Source organism: Methylobacterium sp. FW306-05-D, assembly GCF_058782155.1.
On sequence record NZ_JBYSXL010000016.1, the window covers coordinates 51,913 to 74,605 of the forward strand.

The 22,693-nt window shown below is 70.2% G+C and carries 24 protein-coding genes; 17 read left to right on the forward strand and 7 right to left on the reverse strand.

Annotation, left to right across the window (positions count from 1 at the left end):
• Window positions 1-4: 4 nt before the first annotated feature.
• On the reverse strand, window positions 5-1,489 hold the full coding sequence (locus AC3WLN_RS08445; RefSeq protein WP_492480574.1) for an MdtA/MuxA family multidrug efflux RND transporter periplasmic adaptor subunit: 1,485 nt from the start codon (window positions 1,487-1,489) through the stop codon (window positions 5-7).
• 763 nt (window positions 1,490-2,252) lie between these two features.
• Here AC3WLN_RS08445 and AC3WLN_RS08450 point away from each other — a divergent pair.
• From AC3WLN_RS08450 to AC3WLN_RS08460, 3 genes are all read left to right on the forward strand, one after another.
• Window positions 2,253-3,407, forward strand: a complete 1,155-nt coding sequence (locus AC3WLN_RS08450) for an aminotransferase (RefSeq protein ID WP_492480575.1) — start codon at window positions 2,253-2,255, stop codon at window positions 3,405-3,407.
• 93 nt (window positions 3,408-3,500) lie between these two features.
• Complete coding sequence (locus AC3WLN_RS08455; RefSeq protein ID WP_108035376.1) at window positions 3,501-3,941, forward strand: DUF4112 domain-containing protein; 441 nt, start codon at window positions 3,501-3,503, stop codon at window positions 3,939-3,941.
• A gap of 28 nt (window positions 3,942-3,969) precedes the next feature.
• Window positions 3,970-5,103 (forward strand): ABC transporter permease, encoded by a 1,134-nt coding sequence (locus tag AC3WLN_RS08460; RefSeq protein ID WP_492480576.1) that lies wholly within the window; start codon window positions 3,970-3,972, stop codon window positions 5,101-5,103.
• A 66-nt stretch (window positions 5,104-5,169) separates the two neighbouring features.
• Here the strand turns inward: AC3WLN_RS08460 and AC3WLN_RS08465 are convergent, their stop codons facing one another.
• Both AC3WLN_RS08465 and AC3WLN_RS08470 read right to left on the reverse strand, forming a co-directional pair.
• Window positions 5,170-5,508, reverse strand: a complete 339-nt coding sequence (locus AC3WLN_RS08465; protein WP_492480577.1) for a hypothetical protein — start codon at window positions 5,506-5,508, stop codon at window positions 5,170-5,172.
• A gap of 92 nt (window positions 5,509-5,600) precedes the next feature.
• Window positions 5,601-6,269, reverse strand: coding sequence for a transglutaminase-like cysteine peptidase (locus tag AC3WLN_RS08470; protein ID WP_492480578.1), 669 nt, complete (start codon window positions 6,267-6,269; stop codon window positions 5,601-5,603).
• 395 nt (window positions 6,270-6,664) lie between these two features.
• On the opposite strand from AC3WLN_RS08470, the gene AC3WLN_RS08475 reads away from it, so the two are divergent.
• Complete coding sequence (locus AC3WLN_RS08475; RefSeq protein ID WP_492480579.1) at window positions 6,665-7,051, forward strand: hypothetical protein; 387 nt, start codon at window positions 6,665-6,667, stop codon at window positions 7,049-7,051.
• 51 nt (window positions 7,052-7,102) lie between these two features.
• On the opposite strand, the gene AC3WLN_RS08480 is transcribed toward AC3WLN_RS08475, so the two are convergent.
• Window positions 7,103-7,501 (reverse strand): DUF3775 domain-containing protein, encoded by a 399-nt coding sequence (locus AC3WLN_RS08480; protein ID WP_492480580.1) that lies wholly within the window; start codon window positions 7,499-7,501, stop codon window positions 7,103-7,105.
• Window positions 7,502-7,603: 102 nt separating this feature from the next.
• Between AC3WLN_RS08480 and AC3WLN_RS08485 the strand changes: the two genes are divergently transcribed.
• From AC3WLN_RS08485 to AC3WLN_RS08495, 3 genes are all read left to right on the forward strand, one after another.
• Window positions 7,604-8,398 carry a DUF429 domain-containing protein gene (locus AC3WLN_RS08485; protein WP_492480581.1) on the forward strand — a complete coding sequence of 265 codons (795 nt, stop codon included), beginning with the start codon at window positions 7,604-7,606 and terminating at the stop codon, window positions 8,396-8,398.
• Window positions 8,399-8,405: 7 nt separating this feature from the next.
• Window positions 8,406-8,921 carry an NUDIX hydrolase gene (locus AC3WLN_RS08490; protein WP_492480582.1) on the forward strand — a complete coding sequence of 172 codons (516 nt, stop codon included), beginning with the start codon at window positions 8,406-8,408 and terminating at the stop codon, window positions 8,919-8,921.
• Window positions 8,922-8,982: 61 nt separating this feature from the next.
• On the forward strand, window positions 8,983-9,654 hold the full coding sequence (locus AC3WLN_RS08495) for a carbonic anhydrase (RefSeq protein ID WP_492480583.1): 672 nt from the start codon (window positions 8,983-8,985) through the stop codon (window positions 9,652-9,654).
• A 99-nt stretch (window positions 9,655-9,753) separates the two neighbouring features.
• Here the strand turns inward: AC3WLN_RS08495 and AC3WLN_RS08500 are convergent, their stop codons facing one another.
• Window positions 9,754-10,464 carry a DUF4142 domain-containing protein gene (locus AC3WLN_RS08500; RefSeq protein ID WP_492480584.1) on the reverse strand — a complete coding sequence of 237 codons (711 nt, stop codon included), beginning with the start codon at window positions 10,462-10,464 and terminating at the stop codon, window positions 9,754-9,756.
• A gap of 329 nt (window positions 10,465-10,793) precedes the next feature.
• On the opposite strand from AC3WLN_RS08500, the gene AC3WLN_RS08505 reads away from it, so the two are divergent.
• From AC3WLN_RS08505 to nudC, 6 genes are all read left to right on the forward strand, one after another.
• The gene (locus AC3WLN_RS08505; RefSeq protein ID WP_492480585.1) at window positions 10,794-11,651 is read left to right on the forward strand and encodes a universal stress protein; all 858 of its coding nucleotides are present in this window, start codon (window positions 10,794-10,796) and stop codon (window positions 11,649-11,651) included.
• 340 nt (window positions 11,652-11,991) lie between these two features.
• A complete protein-coding gene (locus AC3WLN_RS08510) occupies window positions 11,992-12,597 on the forward strand; it encodes a hypothetical protein (protein WP_492480586.1) in 606 nt (201 codons plus the stop codon).
• 74 nt (window positions 12,598-12,671) lie between these two features.
• Entirely contained in the window at window positions 12,672-13,310 is a 639-nt protein-coding gene (locus AC3WLN_RS08515) for a cytochrome b/b6 domain-containing protein (RefSeq protein ID WP_492480587.1), read from the forward strand.
• Complete coding sequence (locus AC3WLN_RS08520; protein WP_492480588.1) at window positions 13,310-14,089, forward strand: molybdopterin-dependent oxidoreductase; 780 nt, start codon at window positions 13,310-13,312, stop codon at window positions 14,087-14,089. Before AC3WLN_RS08515 ends, AC3WLN_RS08520 begins: the two co-directional genes overlap by 1 nt.
• Window positions 14,090-14,138: 49 nt before the next feature.
• A complete protein-coding gene (locus tag AC3WLN_RS08525) occupies window positions 14,139-14,555 on the forward strand; it encodes an HIT domain-containing protein (protein ID WP_492480589.1) in 417 nt (138 codons plus the stop codon).
• Between the two features lie 4 nt (window positions 14,556-14,559).
• Complete coding sequence (nudC, locus tag AC3WLN_RS08530) at window positions 14,560-15,465, forward strand: NAD(+) diphosphatase (RefSeq protein ID WP_492480590.1); 906 nt, start codon at window positions 14,560-14,562, stop codon at window positions 15,463-15,465.
• 18 nt (window positions 15,466-15,483) lie between these two features.
• Here the strand turns inward: nudC and AC3WLN_RS08535 are convergent, their stop codons facing one another.
• Window positions 15,484-16,440, reverse strand: coding sequence for a D-2-hydroxyacid dehydrogenase family protein (locus AC3WLN_RS08535; protein ID WP_492480591.1), 957 nt, complete (start codon window positions 16,438-16,440; stop codon window positions 15,484-15,486).
• A gap of 169 nt (window positions 16,441-16,609) precedes the next feature.
• On the opposite strand from AC3WLN_RS08535, the gene AC3WLN_RS08540 reads away from it, so the two are divergent.
• From AC3WLN_RS08540 to AC3WLN_RS08550, 3 genes are all read left to right on the forward strand, one after another.
• Complete coding sequence (locus tag AC3WLN_RS08540; protein ID WP_492480592.1) at window positions 16,610-19,924, forward strand: error-prone DNA polymerase; 3,315 nt, start codon at window positions 16,610-16,612, stop codon at window positions 19,922-19,924.
• Window positions 19,925-20,056: 132 nt separating this feature from the next.
• Entirely contained in the window at window positions 20,057-21,046 is a 990-nt protein-coding gene (locus tag AC3WLN_RS08545; RefSeq protein ID WP_492480596.1) for a sensor histidine kinase, read from the forward strand.
• A 29-nt stretch (window positions 21,047-21,075) separates the two neighbouring features.
• Complete coding sequence (locus AC3WLN_RS08550; protein ID WP_492480593.1) at window positions 21,076-21,531, forward strand: hypothetical protein; 456 nt, start codon at window positions 21,076-21,078, stop codon at window positions 21,529-21,531.
• 55 nt (window positions 21,532-21,586) lie between these two features.
• Here the strand turns inward: AC3WLN_RS08550 and fae are convergent, their stop codons facing one another.
• Window positions 21,587-22,126, reverse strand: a complete 540-nt coding sequence (gene fae, locus AC3WLN_RS08555; protein ID WP_463771200.1) for a formaldehyde-activating enzyme — start codon at window positions 22,124-22,126, stop codon at window positions 21,587-21,589.
• Window positions 22,127-22,328: 202 nt separating this feature from the next.
• Between fae and AC3WLN_RS08560 the strand changes: the two genes are divergently transcribed.
• A complete protein-coding gene (locus AC3WLN_RS08560) occupies window positions 22,329-22,544 on the forward strand; it encodes a hypothetical protein (RefSeq protein ID WP_492480594.1) in 216 nt (71 codons plus the stop codon).
• Window positions 22,545-22,693: the final 149 nt, after the last annotated feature.

Consider the following 22,693-nt stretch of genomic DNA (forward strand, 5'->3'; position numbering starts at 1 on the left):
CGGGTCATTGCGCCTCGGCCGGGCGCTGCCGGCGCCGCTCGCGCTTCTGGCCCTCGGGAGCGACCGCATCGGCCTTGGCGGCGTCGGGCTTGGCCCCCTCGGTCACAGGGGCGGCGGCCGGGGTGCTCGGAGCATCCGCGGGTGCGCCTGGACCACCGGACGGCTTGTCCTGGGCGTTGCCCGTATGGTCCCGGTGCGGGGCGTTCCGGGGCTTGCCGCCCTCCTCGGTGACGCGCACCGGCGCGCCGTCGCGCAGGCGGTCGGTGCCGTCCACGACCACGCGGTCACCGTTGGTCAGCCCCTCGGTGACCACCGTCCGCGGGCCGTCCGCCTCGCCGAGCTTGACCGGCCGGACCACCACCTTGTCGTCGCCCTGCATCAGGTAGACGTAGGTCCCCGGCGTGCCCCGCAGGATCGCGGCCGTCGGGACGATGGGCGCGTCGCGCACGGTGTCGACGGTCAGCTTGGCGTTGACGAACTGGTTCGGGAACAGGGCGTCGTCCTGGTTCTCGAAGATCGCCCGCAGCTTCACGGTGCCGGTGGTGGTGTCGATCTGGTTGTCCACGGTGTCGAGGACGCCCGTGGCGATGACGTTGGTGTCGCCCCGGTCGTAGGCCGTCACCGCGAGTTTGGCGCCCGCGCGCACGCGCCGCATCACCCGCGCGACGTCGTCCTCCGGCAGGGTGAAGACCACCGAGATCGGATGCAGCTGCGTGACCACCACGATGCTGGTGGAGGCGGCGGTGATGTAGTTGCCCTGGTCGATCTGGCGCAGGCCGACGCGGCCCTCCACCGGTGAGACGATGCGGGTGTAGGTGATATTCAGCTTCTGCTGGTCGACGAGGGCCTGGTCGGCCGCCACCGTGCCCTCGTTCTGCTTCACGAGGGCGCCCTGGGTGTCGACGTTCTGCTTCGAGATCGAATCCTGCTGGGAGAGCCGCTGGAAGCGGGCAAGGTCGAGCTTCGAGTTCTGCAGCAGCGCCTGGTCGCGCATGAGCTGGCCCTGATACTGGGCGAGCTGGGCCTCGTAGGGCCGGGAATCGATCTGGGCGAGGAAATCGCCCTTCTTCACCGTCTGGCCCTCGCGGAACCCGATCTCGGTGAGGTAGCCGCTGATCTGCGAGCGCACCGTCACGGTGGCGAGGGGCGTCACGGTGCCGAGGCCGGCGAGCACGATCGGTACGTCGCCCGGTGCCACCGTGGCGATGCCGACCGCCTGAGGCGGCTCACCATGGCCGCCGCGTCCGCCCGCGCCCTTGCCGCGTCCGGGCGTGGCCGCGACCTGGGTCTCCGATTTCGGCGCGAGGTAGAAACGGTATCCGGCATAGCCGGCACCCGCGAGGATCAGGAGCAGGACGAACCAGAGCCGGGCCCGGCTGCGGCGGCGGACGGGCGGCGCGCTCCGGGTCTCGCGCGGCAATGCCTCGCCCGGGAGCGCTCCGGGATATTCACGCGCTGTCTCGGTGCGGATGGGCGAGGTTTCGTTCATGGCCTGACGATCATGGCGTGTTGCGGTCGGCGATGCGAGGCGACGAACCGCAAAGCCTTCCCGTGACCAACGGTCCCGGACGCGCCGCAATCCCGGGCCGCGCGCCGGGTCTGCGCCGAACCGGACCGGCGCGGGCTGCCGACCAAGGAGAGATAGGCTCCCCGGGCCCGTCGGGACAGGATCGAACGACGTCGCACCCCGTCCGCCTCGCCGGTAGCGCCTGACCGACGCCCGATCCCCCTGGATCGCGCGGCTCGGGATCGGGTCGCGGCCCTGGCCTGTCCCAGGTCTCGAAGGCAGTCGCGGCACGGCATGCGAGACGTCCTAGGGAACCAATGCGACTCCAGTGGGGCCTTCGCGTTTCCGACGTATTGCTGCAATGCCGAATGCCGGACGCCGCTGTTCAGAACGCGGATTCCGCCCAATTCGTCCGAGGCGGCAAAACGAAAAAGGCCGTCGCTGGGGGGAGCGACGACCTTTTCTCGAGACGGACCGGAGCGGCGACGACACGTGTACGGAACGAGGGGGCGAAGTCCCGCGCTGGCAATCACCGCTCCAGCCGTGAGCGGAGAGTTACGTGATGGATGATGAAAGTCAACAATCGTCAGGCAATGGCAAACAGAGGTGTCGAAGCCGCGTGCGAGGACGCACATTTCACCGGGACGAAGCGGCGTGCTACGCCACGGCAAGCCATTCTTCCGGTCCCGCGGACGTTTCCGCGAAACCCCGTTCCTTGTGACTCCCGCTCCAAGAATCCTGCTGCATGAATCCCGTTCTCGCCGATCTGCCGACGACCATCTTCACGGTGATGTCGGGCCTCGCCCGCGAACTCGGCGCGATCAACCTCGGCCAGGGCTTCCCGGACGATCCGGGTCCGGAGGATGTCCGGCGCAAGGCCGCCGAGGCCGTGCTTCATGGCGACAACCAGTACCCGCCGATGATGGGCCTACCCGACCTGCGCCGGGCGATCGCGGCGCATTACACGCATCATCAGGGGCTGGACCTCGACCCGATGAGCGAGGTGATGGTGACCTCGGGTGCCACCGAGGCCATCGCCGCCGCCTTGTTCGCCCTGATCGCGCCGGGCGACGAGGTCGTGCTGTTCGCCCCCCTCTACGACGCCTACCTGCCGCTGGTGCGCCGGGCCGGCGGCGTCGCCCGCATCGTGCCGCTCCAGCCGCCGCATTTCCGCCTCGACGCGGACGCCCTCGCGGAAGCCTTCTCGGACCGGACGAAGCTCGTCGTCCTCAACAATCCGCTCAATCCGAGCGCCACGATCTTCGGGCGCGAGGACCTGGCGTTGCTGGCCTCGTTCTGCACGCGCCACGACGTCGTGGCGGTCTGCGACGAGGTCTGGGAGCACATCGTCTTCGACGGCGCCCGGCACTGCCCGCTGATGGCGCTGCCCGGCATGCGTGACCGGACCGTGAAGATCGGCTCGGCCGGCAAGATCTTCGGTCTCACCGGCTGGAAGGTCGGCTTCGTGATGGCGGCGCCGGCCCTGCTGCGCGTGGTGGCCAATGCCCACCAGTTCCTCACCTTCACGACGCCCCCCGCCCTGCAGGAGGCGGTGGCCTACGGCCTGGCCAAGGAGGACGCCTACTTCACCGGCATGCGCGCACGCTTCGCGGCCTCCCGCGACCGCCTCGCGACGGGCCTCGCGGATCGCGGCTTCCGGGTGCTGCCCTCCTACGGCACCTACTTCCTCAACGTCGATCTCGCGCCGCTCGGCTGCGACGACGATGTCGCGTTCTGCGACGATCTAGTGCGCCGGCACGGCGTGGCCGCGATCCCGATCAGCGCGTTCTATCCCGACGCCTCGGTGCGCCATCTGGTGCGGCTGTGCTTCGCCAAGGCGGACGACGTCCTCGACCAGGCCCTCGACCGGCTTTCCACCGTCGCCCGGCAGGCGGCCTGATGGGCGGGTTCGCGCGGACGGCGCTTGTGGGGGCGCAGGGCCGGGGCCACATCCTGGCGCATGACCACGCCGCGCATCACCCGGAGCCCGACCATGGACTTCACCCAGACCGCCGGTGCCACGACCCGCTTCCGGCCGAAGGCGGACGACCGCGAGGCGACGCTGCTGCGCCTGGAGGCGTTCGCGCACCTGATGGACTCGGCCTTCGTGATCCCCGGTATCAACCGCCGGGTGGGTCTCGACGCCCTGGTCGGCCTCGTGCCGGTGGTGGGCGACGTCGCCGGCATGCTGCTGGCCTCCTACATCGTGGTGGAGGCGCGCCGACTCGGGGCGCCGCGCTGGCTCATCGCCCGGATGGCCCTGAACATCGCGGCCGACGGGGCGCTCGGTGCCGTGCCCCTCGCGGGCGACCTGTTCGATGCGGCCTTCAAGGCCAACCGCCGCAACGTCCGTCTGCTGCGGCGCCATCTCGAGCGCCACGGCGGCCTGCGCCCCAACGAGATCGAGGGCACGGCGACGCGCATCGACGGCTGACATCCGGCGGACCGGGGGGCGGCGCCCGATGAACGAGGTCGCGCGTCCCGACGCCGCCGAGGTGGTCGCCCTGCCCCCGCCGCACCGCGGCCTGTCGCCGCTCAACCGGCGGCGGCTCGCCAACTTCCGGCGCAACCGGCTCGGCTACTGGTCGTTCCTGATCTTCACGGGTCTGTTCGTCACGAGCCTGTTCGCCGAGTTCATCGCCAACGACCGGCCCCTTGTTGTCTCCTACAAGGGCGAGATCCTGTTCCCGGTGGTCATCGACTACCCGGACGAGAAGTTCGGCGGCTTCTACGCCCGGCCGAACTACCGCTCGGCGGAGACGCGCAAGGAGATCGCCGACAACGGCTGGGCGATCTGGCCGCCGATCCCCTATTCCTACGACACCATCATCGACGGCCTGCCGACGCCCTCCCCCTCGCCCCCGACCTGGCTGCTGACGGAGGCGCAGTGCCAGAACGTGGGCAAGCCCTGCGCCGAGCTGGAGACGCACTGGCTCGGGACCGACAACACCACCCGCGACGTGCTGGCGCGCATCATCTACGGCTTTCGCATCTCGGTGCTGTTCGGGCTGATCCTCGCCCTGATCTCCTCGGTGATCGGCGTGATCGCGGGGGCCGTGCAAGGCTATTTCGGCGGCTGGGTCGATCTCGCCCTGCAGCGCTTCATCGAGGTCTGGAGCGGCATCCCGACCCTCTACCTCATCATCATCATCTCGGCCTTCATCGAGCCGGGCTTCTTCGTCCTGCTGGGCATCCTGCTGCTGTTCTCGTGGGTGTCCCTGGTCGGGGTCGTGCGGGCGGAGTTCCTGCGGGCCCGCAACTTCGAATACGTGCGCGCCGCCCGGGCGCTGGGGCTCTCGAACATCCGCATCATGAGCCGGCACCTGCTGCCCAACGCCATGGTGGCGACGCTGACCTTCCTGCCCTTCATCCTCAACGGGTCGATCGGGACGCTGACCTCCCTGGACTTCCTGGGCTTCGGGCTTCCGCCCGGCTCGGCCTCCCTGGGCGAACTCCTGGCGCAGGGCAAGGACAACATCCAGGCCCCCTGGCTCGGGCTGACCGGGTTCTTCGTGGTGGCGGTGATGCTGAGCCTGCTGGTCTTCGCCGGCGAGGCCGTGCGCGACGCCTTCGACCCGCGGAAATCCTTCGCCTGAGATGCCCGCCCCGCGGGGCCGAACGAGGGACATCCCGGACGGACGAGGCCCTTCAGACGAGGCGCGTCAGAGCGGCCGCTGGCGCCCGCCCTCGAGGAGCCATCCCCTGGCACGCAGGAGCAGGGCCGGACGGACCCGGGCGACGTCGTCGCCATCGACGAGGGGCGAGGCCGAGAGGGCGGTGAGGTAGGCCTGCTCGCTCGGCCGGCAGGTGCGCAGGGCCGCGTCGGCCGCGACGACGCGGCTGGACAGGGCGGCCTGGAGCGCGAAGTTGCGGTTGAGGCAGGCGCGCCACGATGCGTGGCGTTCGGCCACGCTCGGAGCCTCCTGCGCCGCGGCGGAGGCGACCGAGAGGAGCAGCAGCGCGGGCACTGCGCCGGTGCGGAGGCGGTTGCGGAGCGTCATGGCAGGTATCCCGGAGCGGGATCACCCTCGCGCCGCCACGCTTAACCGCGCCTTAAAGGACAGGGTTTTCCACGATCCCGTGTCGGGACGGTTCAGCGGTTGGCCGTGGTGACCGGCGAGGCGGCGCGGCCGAGGGAGACCCAGGCCACGGCATCCTGGCTTTCGCGCTTGATGAAGGTGTAGCCGGTCTGGCGCCAGGGCAGGATCGTGCTGGTCTTGTTGTCGAGCACGAGGTCGCCGCGGTCGGTGATCAGGGTGAGGACGGCATGGCCCTCGCCCTTCTCGTCGATCACGACCGTCATCCGCATCGCCCGGCGCGGCAGGCCGGTCTCGGCCAGGAGCTTGCGCTTGAGGAGCTGGAAGTCCTCGCAATCGCCCGAGCCGTCCTCGGCGAGATCCCAGCGGTCGGCGACGTGGAGGTGGTCCATGTCGGTGACGGCGATGAGGGACTTGTTCACCCGGCGGTTGATGGAGACGATGGTGTTCCAGATCGCCGGCGTCAGAGCGATCTGAGCGGGCTCGGCGGTGTTCACCGCGCACTCGGTCGCGTAGGCGGCGCAGAAATCGACCCAGGCGGCGATCGGACGGGTCTGGGCGCCGGCACTGATGGCGCTCGGCACGGTGGGCAGGGCGGCCAAGGTCTGCGCCTGTGCGCCCGGCAGGACGGCGAGACCGGCGAGACCGGCGACCAGCGCCGCGGCGCCGAGGGCGGCGAGGCGGGACGTCAGACCCGAGAAACGCTGGGAAAACCCGTACCGCATGACCGCCCTTGGCCCCGTTAAGCTTCTGTTAACGAATGTCCCACGCCCGGCGTTGCACCACAATCGGCGGGTTAAGAAAAGGTTAACGGTGTGGATGACGGGCCCGCCGGCCGTCCTTCCCGTCTCTGGCCGAGGTTTCCCACCCCCTCCGCCCCAGCGTCGAGCCCGAATACGCAAGGCCAGCATCCGGCCGGGCGAAATCCGACAATCAACAGTCTTCGACGGGCGCTTTGTTCTAGCGTTTCATCGATAGAGCGGCAGGACACCCGCGCGATGCGCTCTGGTCTTGTCGGGAGGGTCCGCCCTCCGCGGCAACAGCCCGACGCTTGCCCCCCGCGGGCAAGGCCCCATTTCCCCCGGCGAGGGCGCAATCAGACCGAGACGACGAGGCTTTGATGATTGACGCAGATCGCATGTTCTCGACCGCCCGGCCCATGGCGGTCCGCCTGGCGCTCGCCGCGACCCTGTCGGCCACCCTGGTGCCCGGCGTTCGGGCGCAGGAGATGCCCTACGTCAACCCGGAGCGCGGGACGTTCTTGATCCACGGCAATTACTGCGGGCCGGGCAACCGCAGTCCCCGGCCGCCCATCGACGCCCTCGATGTCGCCTGCATGCATCACGACATCTGCTCGCCGCCGCGAGGCCAGATTCCCACTTGCGCCTGCAACGACCGCCTTCACGCGGAAGCCGAGGCGGTGTCGGAGGATCCGAGCCAGCCCCAGAGCCTGCGGGACACGGCGGGCTTCGTGGCGGACACCGCCCTCGCCCTGCCCTGTCGCTGAGATCACGCTCCGAGGCGAACCGGAGGCCCGCCCCGGATTCTTGCCACCGGATCAGGCCTCGGGCAGGTCCGGCGTGATGCCGAGGTTGGCCAATCCCTCGTCGAGGAGGTCGCCCGCGTTGGGGATGCCCAGGATTTCGTGCGCGGCGCCCTCTCCGGCGGCCTCGCGCTCGCGGGCGAAGCGAACCGCCTCGGACCATTCCTCCGGCTCCATGTCGCCGCGCCCGATATAGATGAGCGCCAGGAGGTCGGCGCGCTCGTCGTCGTTGAGGGCGCCGATCATCGACCGAAGTTCCTCCTCGGTGGCGTCGTCGGTGCCCGAGATCAGCACGTCGGTGGCCCCGTCATCGATGGGGTTCGAGCCGGAATCGGGGTCGGTCGGCCCTTCCTTCACATCGACGGCGCGCACGCGCAGGATGATCTCGGTGACCTTGTCGACGGCGATGTCCATGAACGCATTCCCGTTTCGGCGACCGCCGGCTGCGGCGGCCTTGAGCAGCGACAACGAGCCAGGCCCGATCCGGTTCGCGCCGGCCACGTCCGGCCCGCGTCGATGACCCGCTGGATCGGCGGCCTCGACGGGTGCCGCGGGGCCTGGGCCGGCGTACTCCTCGACCTCGACGACCCGGGCCGCTTCCGTGCCGCGCGCGTCGCCCGGCCGGTCGACCTTCTCGATGGTCCCGAGGCGCCGATCCGCGTCGGGATCGACTGTCCCATCGGCCTGGAGGCGCATGTCACGGGCGGCGGGCGAAGCGCGGACCGGGCGGCGCGCGCCTTCCTGGGCGCCGGACGAGCCAGCGTGTTTCCGGTGCCGGCCCGTGCGGCGGTCTATGCGGCGACCTACGCGGAGGCGAAGGCGCTGTCGCGCGCGCACAGCACGCCGTCCTTCGCCCTCTCGATCCAGTGCTGGAACATCCTACCCGCGATCCGGGCGGTCGACGCGACGCTGCGCGCACGCCCGGACCTCGTCGCGCGCCTCCACGAGGTCCATCCCGAGATCGTCTTCCGCTGCCTCAACGGCGGGCACCCCCTGGCGGCGGGCAAGAAGGGCCCGGCGCGCCAAGCGGGCCTCGCCGAGCGCCGCGCGCTGCTGGCGGGCGCCGGCCTGCCCGAGGGCCTGATCGCGGCGCGGCCCCCGGGCGTGGGCGCGGACGACCATCTCGATGCGCTGGCCGCCCTCGTGGTCGCCCGCGATCTCGCCGACGGCCGTGCCCGCCCCCTGCCCGATCCGCCCGGATCGGATGACCAGGGTCTTCCCATCGTGATCTGGATGCCGGCCGCTCCGTCGGGTCGCCCCCTGGCCGCAGGCGGATTCCCTGCTAGATCGGAGGTCGAAGCGGAGCCGTGAGAGGGACATGACGCAGGATCTGACCGTTCGCGACATCGCCCGGGCCCTGGTGTTCGATCCCGATCAGCGCCTCCTGCTCATCGCCTACGAGTCGGTGCGCCCGATCGATCCCGCCAAGCCGGAGGCCCGCACCTTCTGGTTCATGCCCGGGGGCGGGCTGGAGGCCGGGGAGACGCATGTGGAAGCCTGCCGCCGCGAACTCTCCGAGGAGATCGGCGTGGCGGATGCCGAGATCGGGCCGCAGGTCGCGGCCTGCGACGGCCCCTTCCACCTGTTCCGCACCTCACGCTACGCCCGCGAGCGCTACTTCGTCGTCCGCCTGCCCGACGCGACCGTGGACACGAGCCGCCTCGCCGAGACCGAGGACAATCCGGTCCTGGGCACGCGCTGGTGGACGCTGGCCGAACTCGAGACCACCTCCGAGCGCATCGAGCCGCAAGGGCTGGCCGCGGTCGCCCGCGACATCATCGCCGGGACGATACCCGGCACGCCCATCGTCCTAAACTGGCGAGAGCAGCCCTAGCCATCCGGCGCACCGCGGAGTGGCGCGCCGCGCACGACAACCCACGAGGAGAAACCGATCCATGTTCCCAGAGACGCTGAAGGCCGGCTACCGCTCGTTTATCGACGGTCGCCTCACCGACGAGGCCAAGCGCTACGCCAAGCTGGCTGAGGGGCAGAGTCCCGAAGTCCTGATGATCAGCTGCTGCGACAGCCGCGTGTCTCCCGAGGTCATCTTCGATACCGGGCCCGGTGAACTCTTCGTGATCCGCAACGTCGCCAACATCGTGCCCCCGCACGAGACCGGCGGTGATTTCCACGGCACCTCCGCGGCGATCGAGTTCGCGGTCGAGGGCCTGGAGGTCAAGCACATCGTGGTGCTGGGTCACGCCACCTGCGGCGGCATCAAGGCGTACGCCAATCCCGCGAAGCCCCTGTCGAAGGGCGATTTCATCGGCAAGTGGGTCTCCTTGGTCGAGCCCGCCGCCAGCAAGGCCGGCGATCCGCAGGCGCCCGACTACCTGACGCGCCTCGAATACGCGATGGTCTCCCAGAGCCTCGAGAACCTGATGACCTTCCCGTTCGTGCGCAAGCGCGTGGAGAGCGGACAGCTGAGCCTGCACGGCGCCCATTTCGGCATCGCGCGCGGCGAGTTGCTCCTGCGCAACCCCGAGACCGGCGCGTTCGAGCCGGCCGTCGATCAGGCCGGCCGCAGCCTGAGCCCCGCCTCGATGATCGGCTGCGCCGAAGCCTGAGGCATCCCGGAACGAAGAAGGACGCCGAGCCCGGGGCTCGGCGTCCTTCCCGTTTCCGGCATCACGCCGGGCGATGAGCCCGGCGCGTGTCGGCGAGGGTCAGCGGGCGCCCGGCAGGCTCTGCGCCATCTGGTAATGCGACTGCAGGACCGGCAGGGCCTGCTCGGCATGGGCGCGCAGGGCCGGGTTCGGACCCGAAGCGGCGTAGGAGCGGAACATGCCGATGGTCATCTCGTGCGACTGGACCTGCATGCGCCCGTAGAGCCGGTCGAAGCGCGGGCCGGCCGGGGTCTGCGACAGCTCGGCAAGCATCGCCTGCTGCTGCGGGTTCGGCTGGATGATGGTGGTCCCGGCGGTGGTGTCCACGTCGCCGCGCAGGGCCTGGCTGCCCGTGGCCGCGCCGCGCGCCGCGCCGGTTCCGATCCCCTCGACGCCGGCCACCGGGCCACCGCTCAAAGTACCACCCACCGCGCCGGCGGCCGCGCCCGTGGCAGCGCCGACGGCGCCACCCGCCACCGCGAGCGGAGCCGTGATCAGGCCGCCGAGGCCCTCGTTGGCACGCACCGCGGCATAGTTGCCTTCGCCGCCGGCCAGGGCGACGTTGGCGGCGCGGTGATCACGGATCGCCTCGCGGGCGAAGCGCAGCACCTGCGGGTTGCGGCTCTTGTTGAGCGCGATCTGGCTCGACTGAATCTCGAAGGCGTTGGCCTGCATGGCCTCCATGCGGAAGTCGCTGCCCATCCCCTGCGCGAAGGCGGGAGCGGAAAGGGCGGTCAGCATGGCGGTGAGAGCGAGAGTCTTCTTGATCATGGGTTCCTCTAATCTGACGGAACAGGGCAGCCTGCAAGGCAAAAGGCTATTCGTCCCCGATGCGGAGCCTGCCTGTCACGGTTGTTGGGCCAACGACGAAGGTTCGATTGGGTTCCCACCTTAAACTGTCTCTTTTCTGAGCTCTTCTCGATCCAGACTGATCTTGTAAATGGCCAAGCTTCTCGCGGAAATAGCCTGCAGACTGCGCGGCCCCGCATGCCGGCGCAGGCACTTCGGGAAAACGCTCACCAGCCTCGGTCGTGCTGTTTTCCGGAACCCCGTTTCGCACTAGCCTGACGCCCTCGTGCCGCTGCGAGGAAGGCTCCCCCATGAAGACCCTGCTCGTTCCCGTCGCGTCCCATGACGCCCTGCCCTCGGTCTTCGAGACCGCGATCCTCACCGCCCGCCGCTTCAGCAGCCTCATCGAGGGGGTCTCCCTGCGTCCGGCCCTGGCCGAATACGTGCCCGTGGACATGGTCGGAGGCATGACCTGGCTTCGCGACGAGGAGGCCGACAAGGTCGAGGCCGACCGGGCCGGCAGCCAGTTCGTCGACTTCATGAACCGGGCCGGCGTGCCGCTCGCGGCCGAGGGCCCGTGCAATCCCGAGGCCCTCGCGGCCGGTCCGCGCTACCGCTGGCGAGCCGACGTACCGGCGGGCGACGGCTTCCTCGGCCAGTATGCGCGCCTGTTCACCGCGACGGTGGTGGGAAGGCCCGGCACGGAGGATTCCGCCCCGCGCATGACCACCTTCGAGACCGCCCTGTTCGAGAGCGGGCGACCGATCCTCCTGGCCCCCCCGATCGCGCCCGCGACCCTGGGCGAGGCGATCCTGATCGCCTGGAACGGCTCCACCGAGACGGCCCGGGCCGTGGCCTTCGCGATGCCGTTCCTGCGGCAGGCCAAGCGGATCCGCATCATCAGCGTCGAGGGCGGGATGGTGCCCGGCCCCACCGCCCAGGAACTGGCCCGCGCCCTGGCCTGCGAAGGCATCAGCGCGGATTTCCGGGCCTATTCGGCCGGCCGGCGGACACCGGGCGAGGTCTATCTCGCCGAGGCCGAATCCTTCGGCTGCGACCTGCTGATCAAGGGCGCCTACACCCAGAGCCGCCTGCGCCAGATGATCTTCGGCGGTCCCACGAGCCATCTCCTCGCCCATGCGGCGATCCCGATGCTGATGGCGCACTGAAGTCCGGCGCACCGGGCCTTCGGCACCACGACAGATCCGGATCGCGCGCAATTGACTTGCGCGCTGGCAGGATTGGGAGCAGCGTTCTGTTCGCCGGCACCGATCGGTCGCCGGGCACGCCTGCATGACGTCGCTATCCTTCGTGCCTGCCCCCTCCGGCGTCCGCTGGGCGACCCGGAAGCCTGTGATGGCGTGTCCGACCGGATGATCGCGAGCGGAAACGGCGGCGTCCCGCCGACGTAACCAAGGCACCATCCCGGTCGAACCACCCGCGGCAAGCCGGACGTACCGCGTCCGCTCACGATCCGGTCCCGATCGAGATCCAACAAGGAGGAACGCCATGATCATGATGAAGACGCTGCTCACCGGCCTGACCGTCGGCCTCGCCCTCGCCGCCGCACCGGCGCGCGCCGCCGATGTGGTGCGCTACCGTGGCACCATCGAGTCCGTCGACGGCTCGACCGTGACGATCAAGCCCCGCATAGGCGAGGCCAAGACCGTGACCTTCGGGGACGACACTAAGATCCTGGCCGCGAGCACCGGCCAACTCTCCGACATCAAGTCCGAGAGCTACATCGGCACCGCCGCGATTCCGCAGCCCGACGGCACCCAGAAGGCCCTGCAGGTAACGGTGTTCGCCTCCTCCCTGCGCGGCACCGCCGACGGCCATTATCCGTGGGACCTCGGCTCCAACTCCACCATGACCAACGGCGCCATCGGCAGCCTGTCCGGCACCGAAGGGCGCACCATGCTGGTCAAGTACCAGGGCGGCGAGAAGAAGGTCATGGTGCCGGAGGACGTGCCGGTGACGCTCGTCGATCCGGGCGAGAAGAGCATCGTGGTGCCGGGCGCCAAGGTCGTGGCCTTCACCAAGGCGGGCGCCGACGGCAAGCTCAACGCTGCCGTCCTCATCGTCGGCCGCAACGGCACCGTTCCGTCGATGTGATCCCGCCCCTCCCCGCCGGTTCCGCCGGCGGGGTCGGCCCGAGATTCCGAGGTTGCCGAGATATCGAGGTCCCGTTGACGATCGTTCCCGAAGCCCCGTCGCGCCTCGTGGTGATCCACCCCCTCGTGGTGCGGGTCACCCACTGGATCAACGCGGTCGCGGTGTTCTGCATGCTGTTCAGCGGCTGGGCGATCTACAACGCCTCGCCGCTCTTCCCCTTCGTCTTCCCGAAATGGGCGACCCTCGGCGGCTGGCTCGGCGGCGCGCTCGCCTGGCACTTCGCCGCCATGTGGCTCTTCGCCCTCAACGGCCTCGCCTATCTCGCCTACGGTCTCCTGGCCCGCCACTTCTCCACCGCCCTCCTGCCCCTGAGCCCGGGGGCGATCTGGCGCGACGCCCGCGCCGCCCTGGCGCTGCGTCTGAGCCACCGGGTCGGCCGCTACAACGCCGTCCAGCGCCTCGCCTACGTGGTCGCCATCGTCCTCGGTCTGCTCCTCGTCGCCTCGGGCTGCGCCCTGTGGAAGCCGGTCCAATGGCAGAGCCTCGCGAACCTGTTCGGCGGCTACGAATGGGCGCGGCGGGTCCATTTCGGCGCCATGGCGGGCTTGGTGGGCTTCATCCTCATCCACCTCGCCCTCGTCTTCGTCGTCCCGAGCACGCTGCCGGCGATGATCACCGGCCGCGCCCGGATCACCGAGGAGACCGCCCGCTGATGCCCCACGATCCCGACGCCGCCGCCCGCCTCAAGGCCCTGCGCCGCGACCTCGCCCCCGACCTCGCCCGTCTGGAACGCCGGATGGTGCTGCGCGGCGGCCTCTCGCTGGGAGCCCTGACCCTGCTCTCCGGCTGCGACCTCTCCACCGGCAGCAACGGCACCCTGGCAGACCGTGTGCTCTGGGCGATGTCGCGGGCCAACGACCGGGTCCAGCAATGGCTGTTCGATCCCAAGACCCTGGCGCCGACCTACCCGGCCTCGATGATCGACAGTCCCTTCCGCTTCAACGCCTTCTATCCGCCCGACAACATCCCGGAGATCGACGAGGCGACCTGGAAGCTGGAGGTTTCCGGCCTCGTCGCCGACAAGTCGCCCTGGACGCTGGCGAAGCTGCGCGCCCTGCCGCAGGAGAGCCAGATCACCCGCCACATCTGCATCGAGGGCTGGAGCCAGATCGGGCAGTGGAGCGGCGTGCCGCTGCGGACCTTCCTGGAGCGGACCGGCGCCGACCTCACCGCGAAATATGTCGGGTTCAAATGCGCCGACCGCTATTACGGCAGCCTCGACATGCCGAGCGCCCTGCACCCGCAGACGATCCTGGCCCTCGACTTCGCCGGCCAGCCGCTCGCGCCCGAGTACGGCTACCCCTTGCGGGTCCGGGTGCCGACGAAGCTGGGCTTCAAGAGCCCCAAGCACATCGCGGCGATCTTCGTGACCAACGACTATCCGGGAGGCTACTGGGAGGACCAGGGCTACAACTGGTTCAGCGGGATCTGAGGGACGCGCCCCTCGCATCGGCCACGGTTCCGCTCTACATCGCGTCGCGATGAACACAGACTTCACCCTCGACCCGCAGCTGGTCGCCGACACCGTGCATGTGGGCGACCTCGCCCTGTGCAGCGTCCTCCTCATGGACGATGCCCGCTTCCCTTGGCTGATCCTCGTGCCGCGCCGGGCCGGCGCCAGCGAGATCACCGACCTGTCGCCGGCGGATGCGCAGGCGCTCATGGACGAGATGCGGATCGCCACCGGGGTGATGCTGGCGCTCGCCAAGCCCGACAAGGTCAACGTCGCCGCACTGGGCAACGTCGTGGCCCAGCTCCACGTCCATGTGATCGGGCGCTTCCGTTCCGATCCTGCTTGGCCGAAGCCGGTCTGGGGCATCGGCACGGCTACCCCCTACCCGCACCATGCCCGCGCCCAGATGATCGAGCGCATCGGCGCCCTGTTCGCGGCGGCCTGAGGCGATGACCGATTCCCTGGATCAGCTCGGCTACGTCCAGAGCCGCCTCGTGCGCCATTCCGCCGAGAGCGTCTCTGCGATCCCCGACCTCGACGCGCCCGGCGCGCGCATCGTCATCCTGGCCGGCGACCGCGTCGTGCTCGCAGGCGACACGGCGCTCCTGCTGCCGGACACGGCCGCCCGGACGGGTACGCGCAGCCTGACGCTCTATCTCGGCCGCCTCGACGGCGAGCCGGTCTTCGCCGCCGCCGTCCCGGCGGAGATGGCCGAGCCCCTCGAAGCCGATCCGGGTTTCCGGACCAACGACCTGCGCAGTCTCGCCGGCGAGGGCCGGATCGCGCCCCACGAACTCGGACTCCTCGCTACGGCGAAATCCCTGCTCGGCTGGCACGCGCGCAACGGCTTCTGTGCCCGGTGCGGGGCGCCGACGGTCGTCGCGGCCGGCGGCTACCGGCGCGAATGTACGGCCTGCGGGACGCACCACTTCCCCCGCACCGACCCCGTGGTGATCATGCTGATCACCCGGGGCGAGGCCTGCCTGCTCGGGCGCTCGCCGCGCTTCAACGAGGGCATGTATTCCTGCCTCGCCGGCTTCCTGGAGCCCGGCGAGACCGTCGAGGCCGCCGTCCGGCGCGAGACCTTCGAGGAGGTCGGCCTGACCATCGGCGCGGTGCGCTACCACGCCTCGCAGCCCTGGCCGTTCCCATCCTCGCTGATGATCGGTTGCGTGGCAGAGGCACAGGATGAGGCCATCACCCTCGATCCGGAAGAGCTCGCCGACGCGCGCTGGTTCTCGCGGGACGCCGTCGCGGCGATGCTGGAGGGTCGCCATCCCGACGGGCTGACCACGCCCCCGCCGCTCGCGATCGCGAACCTGCTGATGAGGGCCTTCGTGGAGGGCCGGGCCTGAAGCGCCGCCCCGACCGGTTCAGGCCAGCACGCGGATCGGCACCCCGTCGAGGAACGCCGAAATATCCTCCACGATCTCCGGAAAGTAGGTGCGGTAGTTCCGCTCCGTGACGTAGCCGAGATGCGGTGTCGCCAGCACGTTGGGCAGGGTGCGCCAGGGTGAATCCGGCGGCAGCGGCTCGGTCTCGAAGACGTCGAGGCCGGCACCCGCGATCCAGTTCTCGCTGAGCGCGGCGATCAGCGCGGCCTCGTCCACGATCGCGGCGCGGGAGGTGTTGATCAGGAACGCGTCGGGCCGCATCCGGCGCAGCGCCGCGGCGTCGACGAGGCCGCGCGTGCCCGCGCCGAGGACGAGGTGGATCGAGACGACGTCGCTCGCCTCCAGCAGCGCCTCCAGGGAGGGCGCCAGGGCGACGCCCTCGGCCGCGGCCCGCTCGGCCGTGAGGTTCCGGCTCCAGGCACTGACCTCCATGCCGAAGGCTAGCCCGATCCGGGCGACGCGGGCGCCGGTCTTGCCGAGCCCCAGCAATCCGAGGCGGCGGCCGGCGAGATCGCTGCCGACGCTGGACTGCCAGGGGCCGCCCGTGCGCAGGGCCTGCACCTCGGGCACGAGGTGGCGGGCGAGCCCCAGGATCAGCGCCCAGGTCAGCTCCACCGGCGGCTCGGGGTGGCTCGCGGTGCCGCAGACCGTGACGCCGTGCGCCTTCGCGGCGGCGAGGTCGATCGACAGGTTGCGCATGCCGCTGGTGAGGAGGAGCCGCAGCTTCGGCAGGCGTGCGAAGAGCTCGGCCGGGAACGGCGTGCGCTCGCGCATCATCACCACGATCTCGCAATCCCCGATCGCGTCGACGAGCGCGTCCTGCGTCGCGAAGGTGATGCGAAGGTCCCGCAGGATGAGGCGGTCCGCCAACCCCGACCAGTCGGCCAGGGTCGGGCCGACGCCCTGGTAATCGTCGAGGATCGCGCAGGTGAGCATGGGACATCCTGTCTGGGGAGGACCGGGCTAACGCAGGCCGAACAGCTTGGCCAGCCGTCCTCGGGACTTTGACTCCCCGACATGAAACCGGCACGCCGGGATCCGAGACGATCACGATTCGTTCTCAGTCGCGCGTCGGATGCCGCGGAGCCGAAAGGAGATGACGTCGATGTCTGGGCCGCCCGCCTATGCCGAGCTCGCCGTCACCACGAATTTCTCCTTCCTGCACGGGGCCTCGCATCCCGGCGAGATGGTGGGGCAGGCCGCCGAACTGGGGCTGCACGCCATCGGCATCGCCGACCGCAACACCCTGGCGGGCGTGGTGCGGGGCCATGCCGAGGCCAAGCGGCGGGCCGCCGCCGGCGAGCCCGGCATCCGCTTCCTGCCCGGCGTGCGGCTCGTCACGCGGGAGGGCTTCGAGGCCGTGGCCTACCCGATGGATCGGGCCGCCTATGGCCGCCTGTGCCGGCTCCTCACCCTCGGCAACCGCCGCTCCGAGAAGGGCCAGTGCCGGTTCGACTTTTCGGAACTCCTGGCCGCCAGCGAAGGCCAGATGCTCATCGCGGTTCCGCCGGAGCGGCTCGGCGACGACGACCCCTTCCTCGGCCATCTCCGCCAACTCGCCGCCGAGGCCCCCGGCCGGGTCACCCTGGCGGGAAGCCACCGCCGGCGCGGCGACGAGCGACGCCGCCTCGGGCGCCTCGCCGAACTGGGGCTGCGCCTCGGTGCGCCGTTGGTGGCGGTGTCGGACGCACTCTACCACCACCCGGACCGGCGCCCCCTGCAGGACATCGTCGCCTGCATCCGCGAGGGCTGCGCGCTGAATGCGGCGGGCTACCGCCTGGAGGCCAATGCCGAGCGCCACCTGCGGCCGGCCGAAGAGATGGCGCGCCTGTTCGCCGACCATCCCGAGGCCGTCGCCCGCACGATCGAGATCGCGCAGGCCTGCGACTTTTCCCTCGACGAACTCAAGTACGAGTATCCCGACGAGCCGGTCCCGCCCGGCTTTTCCGCGCAGGATTACCTGGCCTACCGGGTCATGGAGCGCGCGGGCTGGCGCTACCCCGATGGCATCCCCGAACAAATCATGAACACTATACAAGAGGAGCTGCGCCTCATCGCGAAGATGGACTATGCGCACTACTTCCTGACCCTGTTCGACATCGTCGAGTTCGCGCGCAAGCGGGGCATCCTGTGCCAGGGGCGCGGCTCGGCGGCCAATTCCGTGGTCTGCTACTGCCTCGGCATCACGGCGGTCGACCCCACCGAGATCCGGCTGCTCTTCGCCCGCTTCATCTCGGAGAACCGGGCCGAGCCGCCCGACATCGACGTGGATTTCGAGCACGAGCGCCGCGAGGAGGTGATTCAGTACCTCTACGGCCGCTACGGCCGCGACCGCGCCGCGATCTGCGCCACGGTGATCCACTATCGCCCGCGCAGCGCCATCCGGGAGGTCGGGAAGGTCCTGGGCCTGCCCCCCGACATCACCGGCGTAATGGCCGACACGGTCTGGGGCTCCTGGGGCAAGGACCTGCCCGACGCGCATATCCGGCAGGCCGGGCTCGACCCGGACAACCCGGCGATCCGGCAGGCCCTGGAGCTCGCCCACGCGCTGATCGGCTTCCCGCGCCACCTGTCGCAGCATGTGGGCGGCTTCGTGCTGACCCGCGGGCGCCTCGACGAGACCGTGCCGGTGGGCAACGCCGCCATGGCGGACCGGACCTTCATCGAGTGGGACAAGGACGACATCGACGTGCTCGGCCTGATGAAGGTCGACGTGCTGGCGCTCGGCATGCTGAGCTGCCTGCGCCGGGGCGTCGATTTCCTCCGGCAGGATTACGGGCACGACTACCCGACGCTGGCCGACCTGCCGCGCGCGGACGAAGCCACCTACGCGATGCTGGCCAGGGCCGATTCCGTCGGGGTGTTCCAGGTCGAGAGCCGGGCGCAGATGTCGATGCTGCCGCGCCTGAAGCCGCGGGAATTCTACGACCTCGTGGTGCAGGTGGCGATCGTGCGGCCGGGGCCGATCCAGGGCGACATGGTCCATCCGTACCTACGCCGCCGGCAGAAGTTGGAGCCGGTCGAATACCCCTCCCCCCATCCCGATCACGGACCAGCGGACGAACTGAAGGGCGTGCTCGAGCGGACCTACGGCGTGCCCCTGTTCCAGGAGCACGCGATGCAGATCGCGATCACCGCCGCCGGCTTCCAGCCGCACGAGGCCGACGGCCTGCGCCGGGCCATGGCCACCTTCCGGCACAACGGCCAGATCGTGAACTTCCGCACCAAGTTCGTGGAGGGCATGGTCGGGCGCGGCTACCCGCGCGACTTCACCGAGCGCTGCTTCAAGCAGATCGAGGGCTTCTCCACCTACGGCTTCCCCGAGAGCCACGCGGCGAGCTTCGCGCTCCTGGTCTACGCCTCGGCCTGGATGAAGTGCCGGCACCCCGACGTCTTCCTCGCGGCGATCCTGAATTCCCAGCCGATGGGCTTCTACCAGCCGGCGCAGCTCGTGCGCGACGCCCGCGCCCACGGAGTCGAGGTGCGCGGCGTCGACGTCAATGCCAGCGATTGGGACTGCACCCTCGAGCCGGCCCTGGAGCCACCACCGCCCGGCGTCCCGCGGCGCTTCGCCGTGCGCCTCGGCCTGCGCCAGGTGAGCGGGGTGCCGCAGGCCTCCATGCACCGCCTCGTCGCTCTGCGGGGCAACGGCTACGCCAGCATCGAGGGCCTGCAGGCGGCCCTCGCCCTGCCCCGCAACGCCCTGGAGCGGCTGGCCGAGGCGGATGCGTTCCGCTCCCTGGACCTCGACCGGCGGGCCGCCCTCTGGGCGGTGCGGACCCTGGAGGGCACCTCGGCCCGCAAGGCCGCCCTGCGGGCCAACGGCGACCGGCGGACCCAGCTCCTCGACACGCCGATGCCGCTCTTCGCCTTCCACGCCGATGACGGGCTGTTCCGGGCCGAGCCCGCCGTGGCCCTGCCGGCCATGGCGGCCTCCGAGCACGTGGCGGAAGACTACGCCGCCACCGGCCTCTCCCTGAAGGGCCACCCGGTGGCGTTCTTCCGGACCCGGCTCGCCCGCATCGGCGCGATTCCCGCGCGCGACCATCAGGACGGCACCCGGATCGCGAACAACGCCCGGGTCACCGTGGCGGGCCTCGTGCTCACCCGGCAGCGCCCGGGCACGGCGCGCGGCACCGTGTTCCTGACCCTGGAAGACGAGACCGGCATCGCCAACGTCATCGTCTGGCGCGACGTGTTCGAGGCCAACCGCGCGACCGCCATGGGCGCCCGCTTCCTCGCGGTGCGGGGCCGGGTGCAGCGCCAGGGTCTCGTCGTGCACCTGCTGGCCGAGCAGTTCCGCGACCTCTCGGCGGCCCTGCGCGACCTGCGGGCCGGAGGCCTGCGGCTGCCGCCCGAGACCACCGATTTCGGCGTCCCGGAGGATCGGCGGATTTACCGCAGCCGCGACTTCCATTGAGGCCGAATCGCGGCAGCTTGCTTGGCGGGCTGGTGACTGGTGCCGACCCGGATTAGACCTTGGGCTTGCTTCGCCGAGACCACGACTCTGCCCCGATCATCGATACGCGCCCCTGTTTGGAAAGGCTGGCAGATCGTCCATGCGACGGAGCGCCTGCGCACGCATCCCTGGCTGGGCGACTGCGCGGCGCTGGTCGCGTCGGCACTGGCCCTCGGCCTGCGCTTCGCCCTCGACGAGGTGCTGCCGCCGGGCTTTCCCTACCTGACGTTCTTCCCGGCCGTGATCCTCACGACCTTCTTCTTCGGCCTGCGGCCGGGCATCACTTGCGCGGGGCTCAGCGGCCTCGCCGCCTGGTACTTCTTCATCCCACCGGCCGGCACCTTCGTCATCGACGGGCCGACCGCGCTCGCCCTAGCCTTCTACGTCTTCATCGTGGCGGTCGACATCGCGCTGATCCACGTCATGCACCGGGCCGGCGAGCGGCTGCGTGCCGAGCGGCAGGTCTCGGCGGAGCTCTACGAGCAGCAGCGCACCATGTTCCAGGAGCTGCAGCACCGGGTCGCCAACAACATGCAGTTCGTGGCCGCCCTGCTGAGCCTGCAGAAGCGCAAGGTCGGCAACGATCCGAAGGCGGCGCTCGCCGCCCTCGACGAGGCGCGGGTGCGGCTCGAGACGATCTCGCGCATCCACCGCCGCCTCTACGATCCGAGCAGCATCGAGCGCCCGGTCGGACAGTACCTCAGCGAACTCTGCACCGATCTCCTCGAAGCCACGGGGGCGCACAACATCGTCTGTCTCGTCGACACGCCGCCCCTGCGGTTCGACCTGACCCAGCTCACGACCCTGTCGCTCCTCATGGTCGAAGTGGTGACCAACGCCCTGAAGCACGCCTTTCCGGACGGGCGGCGGGGCACCATCACGATCCGGATCGAACGGCTCGACACGGAGCGCCTGCAGCTCACGATCGCGGATGACGGGCGCGGCATGCCCGCGGATTTCGACCCCGACACCACCCGCAGCCTGGGTTTTCGCATCGCGCAGGGTCTCGCGGGTCAGCTCGGCGGTCAGCTCGACTACACCAACGCGGGCGGTACGGTGGTCCGCCTCGCCTTCACGCCCTGAGGCGCCTCCCCTCTCCCGGACAGCCTGACATGCGACTGCGCGACGCCCTCCTCCCGCTTCTCCTTGGCGCGAGCCTGATCGGCCCCAGCCTCGCGCGGGCCGACACGTGCGATGCCCTCGCCGCGCAGATCGCCGGCGCGATGGGCGGCAAGGTCGGCCGGCGCACCGGTCCCAGCATCGATCTGCGGGTCCCCGGCGGCCTGAAACTCGACCTCACCTGCCGGGCCGAGCCCATCGTGCAGGCGGCTTCCTCGGACCCGACGCCCTCGGCGGACTACTTCGCCGACCTTGCCCTGGCGGCCGAGATCGTGGTCGGCGAGAGCGCGAGCGCCGTGCAGGGCGCCATCGCCACGGCCTACGCCACCGCCCTGAAGGACCGGCGCAAGTCCTTCATCCAGCAGAACGGCTGGTCGGCGAGTTGCTACACCGATGCCGGCGGCTCGATCCGCACGCTGTGCTCGGTGGGGCGGATCCCGCCGGGTTAGCCGTCCCCGAACGCGCGGATCGACTGGAGCCGCGCGCCGTCGCGTCTCGAACGGATCAGTACTCGATCACGTCTTCCAGGGCGTAGTGCTTCACCGTCTTCCGATTGGCGATGAGCTCGTCGATCGTCGGCTCGCCCTTCATGGCGCGGGCGATCGCGAGCTTCGTCGCCTCGTAATTCGTCCGGTAGAGATCCTTGCGGTCGACGTTCGGGTCGGATCCGCAGCGCTCGTCCAGCCAGATCATGATGATCATGCAGAGCTCGTCGAGCCCGTCCTTGGGCAGGACGCCCTCGATCACGCAGTCGATAATGGCGTCCCCCGTGGCGGCCTGGACGACACCGCCGAGCAATTCGGCATACTCGGCCGTATGAATCGTGACCTTCGTGGTCATCATCGTGGCCGGGCGCACGAGCTGGTTGAGGTCACGCACCACGAACATCCGGGTGTGGCCCTGGACCTGACCCATCATGCCGGCGAAGGCCTGGCCCACCGGGCCGCGGGTGGAGCCGATCAGCACCTCCGGCATCGCGTCAGTGTACTGCCCTTCCGCCGCGAGCACGGTCGCCTCGCCGGTACGGAACCAGATCTCGGACATGGGGTGTTCCTTCCCTGAATGATCGCCGCGCCCGGGGGCCGGGATGGGTCGGGGCGCACAAACACCAGGGGGCGGCCCGGCGTCAATCGCAGGTCGCCTCCCCCGACCCCTGGCCTCGTGCCACCGGATCGGTCATGCAAGGCCGAATGCGAGCTCGCGGGCGATCGGGAGCGACAGCAACGCGGGAGAGGTGCGAAAGCCGATGGGCGGAGAACGGGACTGGAGCATCGCGGTGGCGGCGGCGCCCGACGGAGTCCGGATCGAGATCGGGCTGCCAGGGCTGGACGGGACACCGATCACGGCGATCCTGGCCCTCGACCGGGAGGAGGCCCGCACCCTGGCACGGGCGCTGCTGGCGGCCTCCGGCGACGCGATGGAGCGCACGTTCCCGCGCGCCTCCGGCCCGGACGAGCGCTGAGCCCGAGACTCCGACCGCGGAACACTTCCGCGGAGCGAGCCTAACTGTTTGATCCTGCGGTGCAGTGGTACAGTTGACCACCATGCTGCGGGGGCTTCGCGAGGGGCCAAATTCTGCACGGCAGCGCCCGCACGACGGAGGCGGTCCGT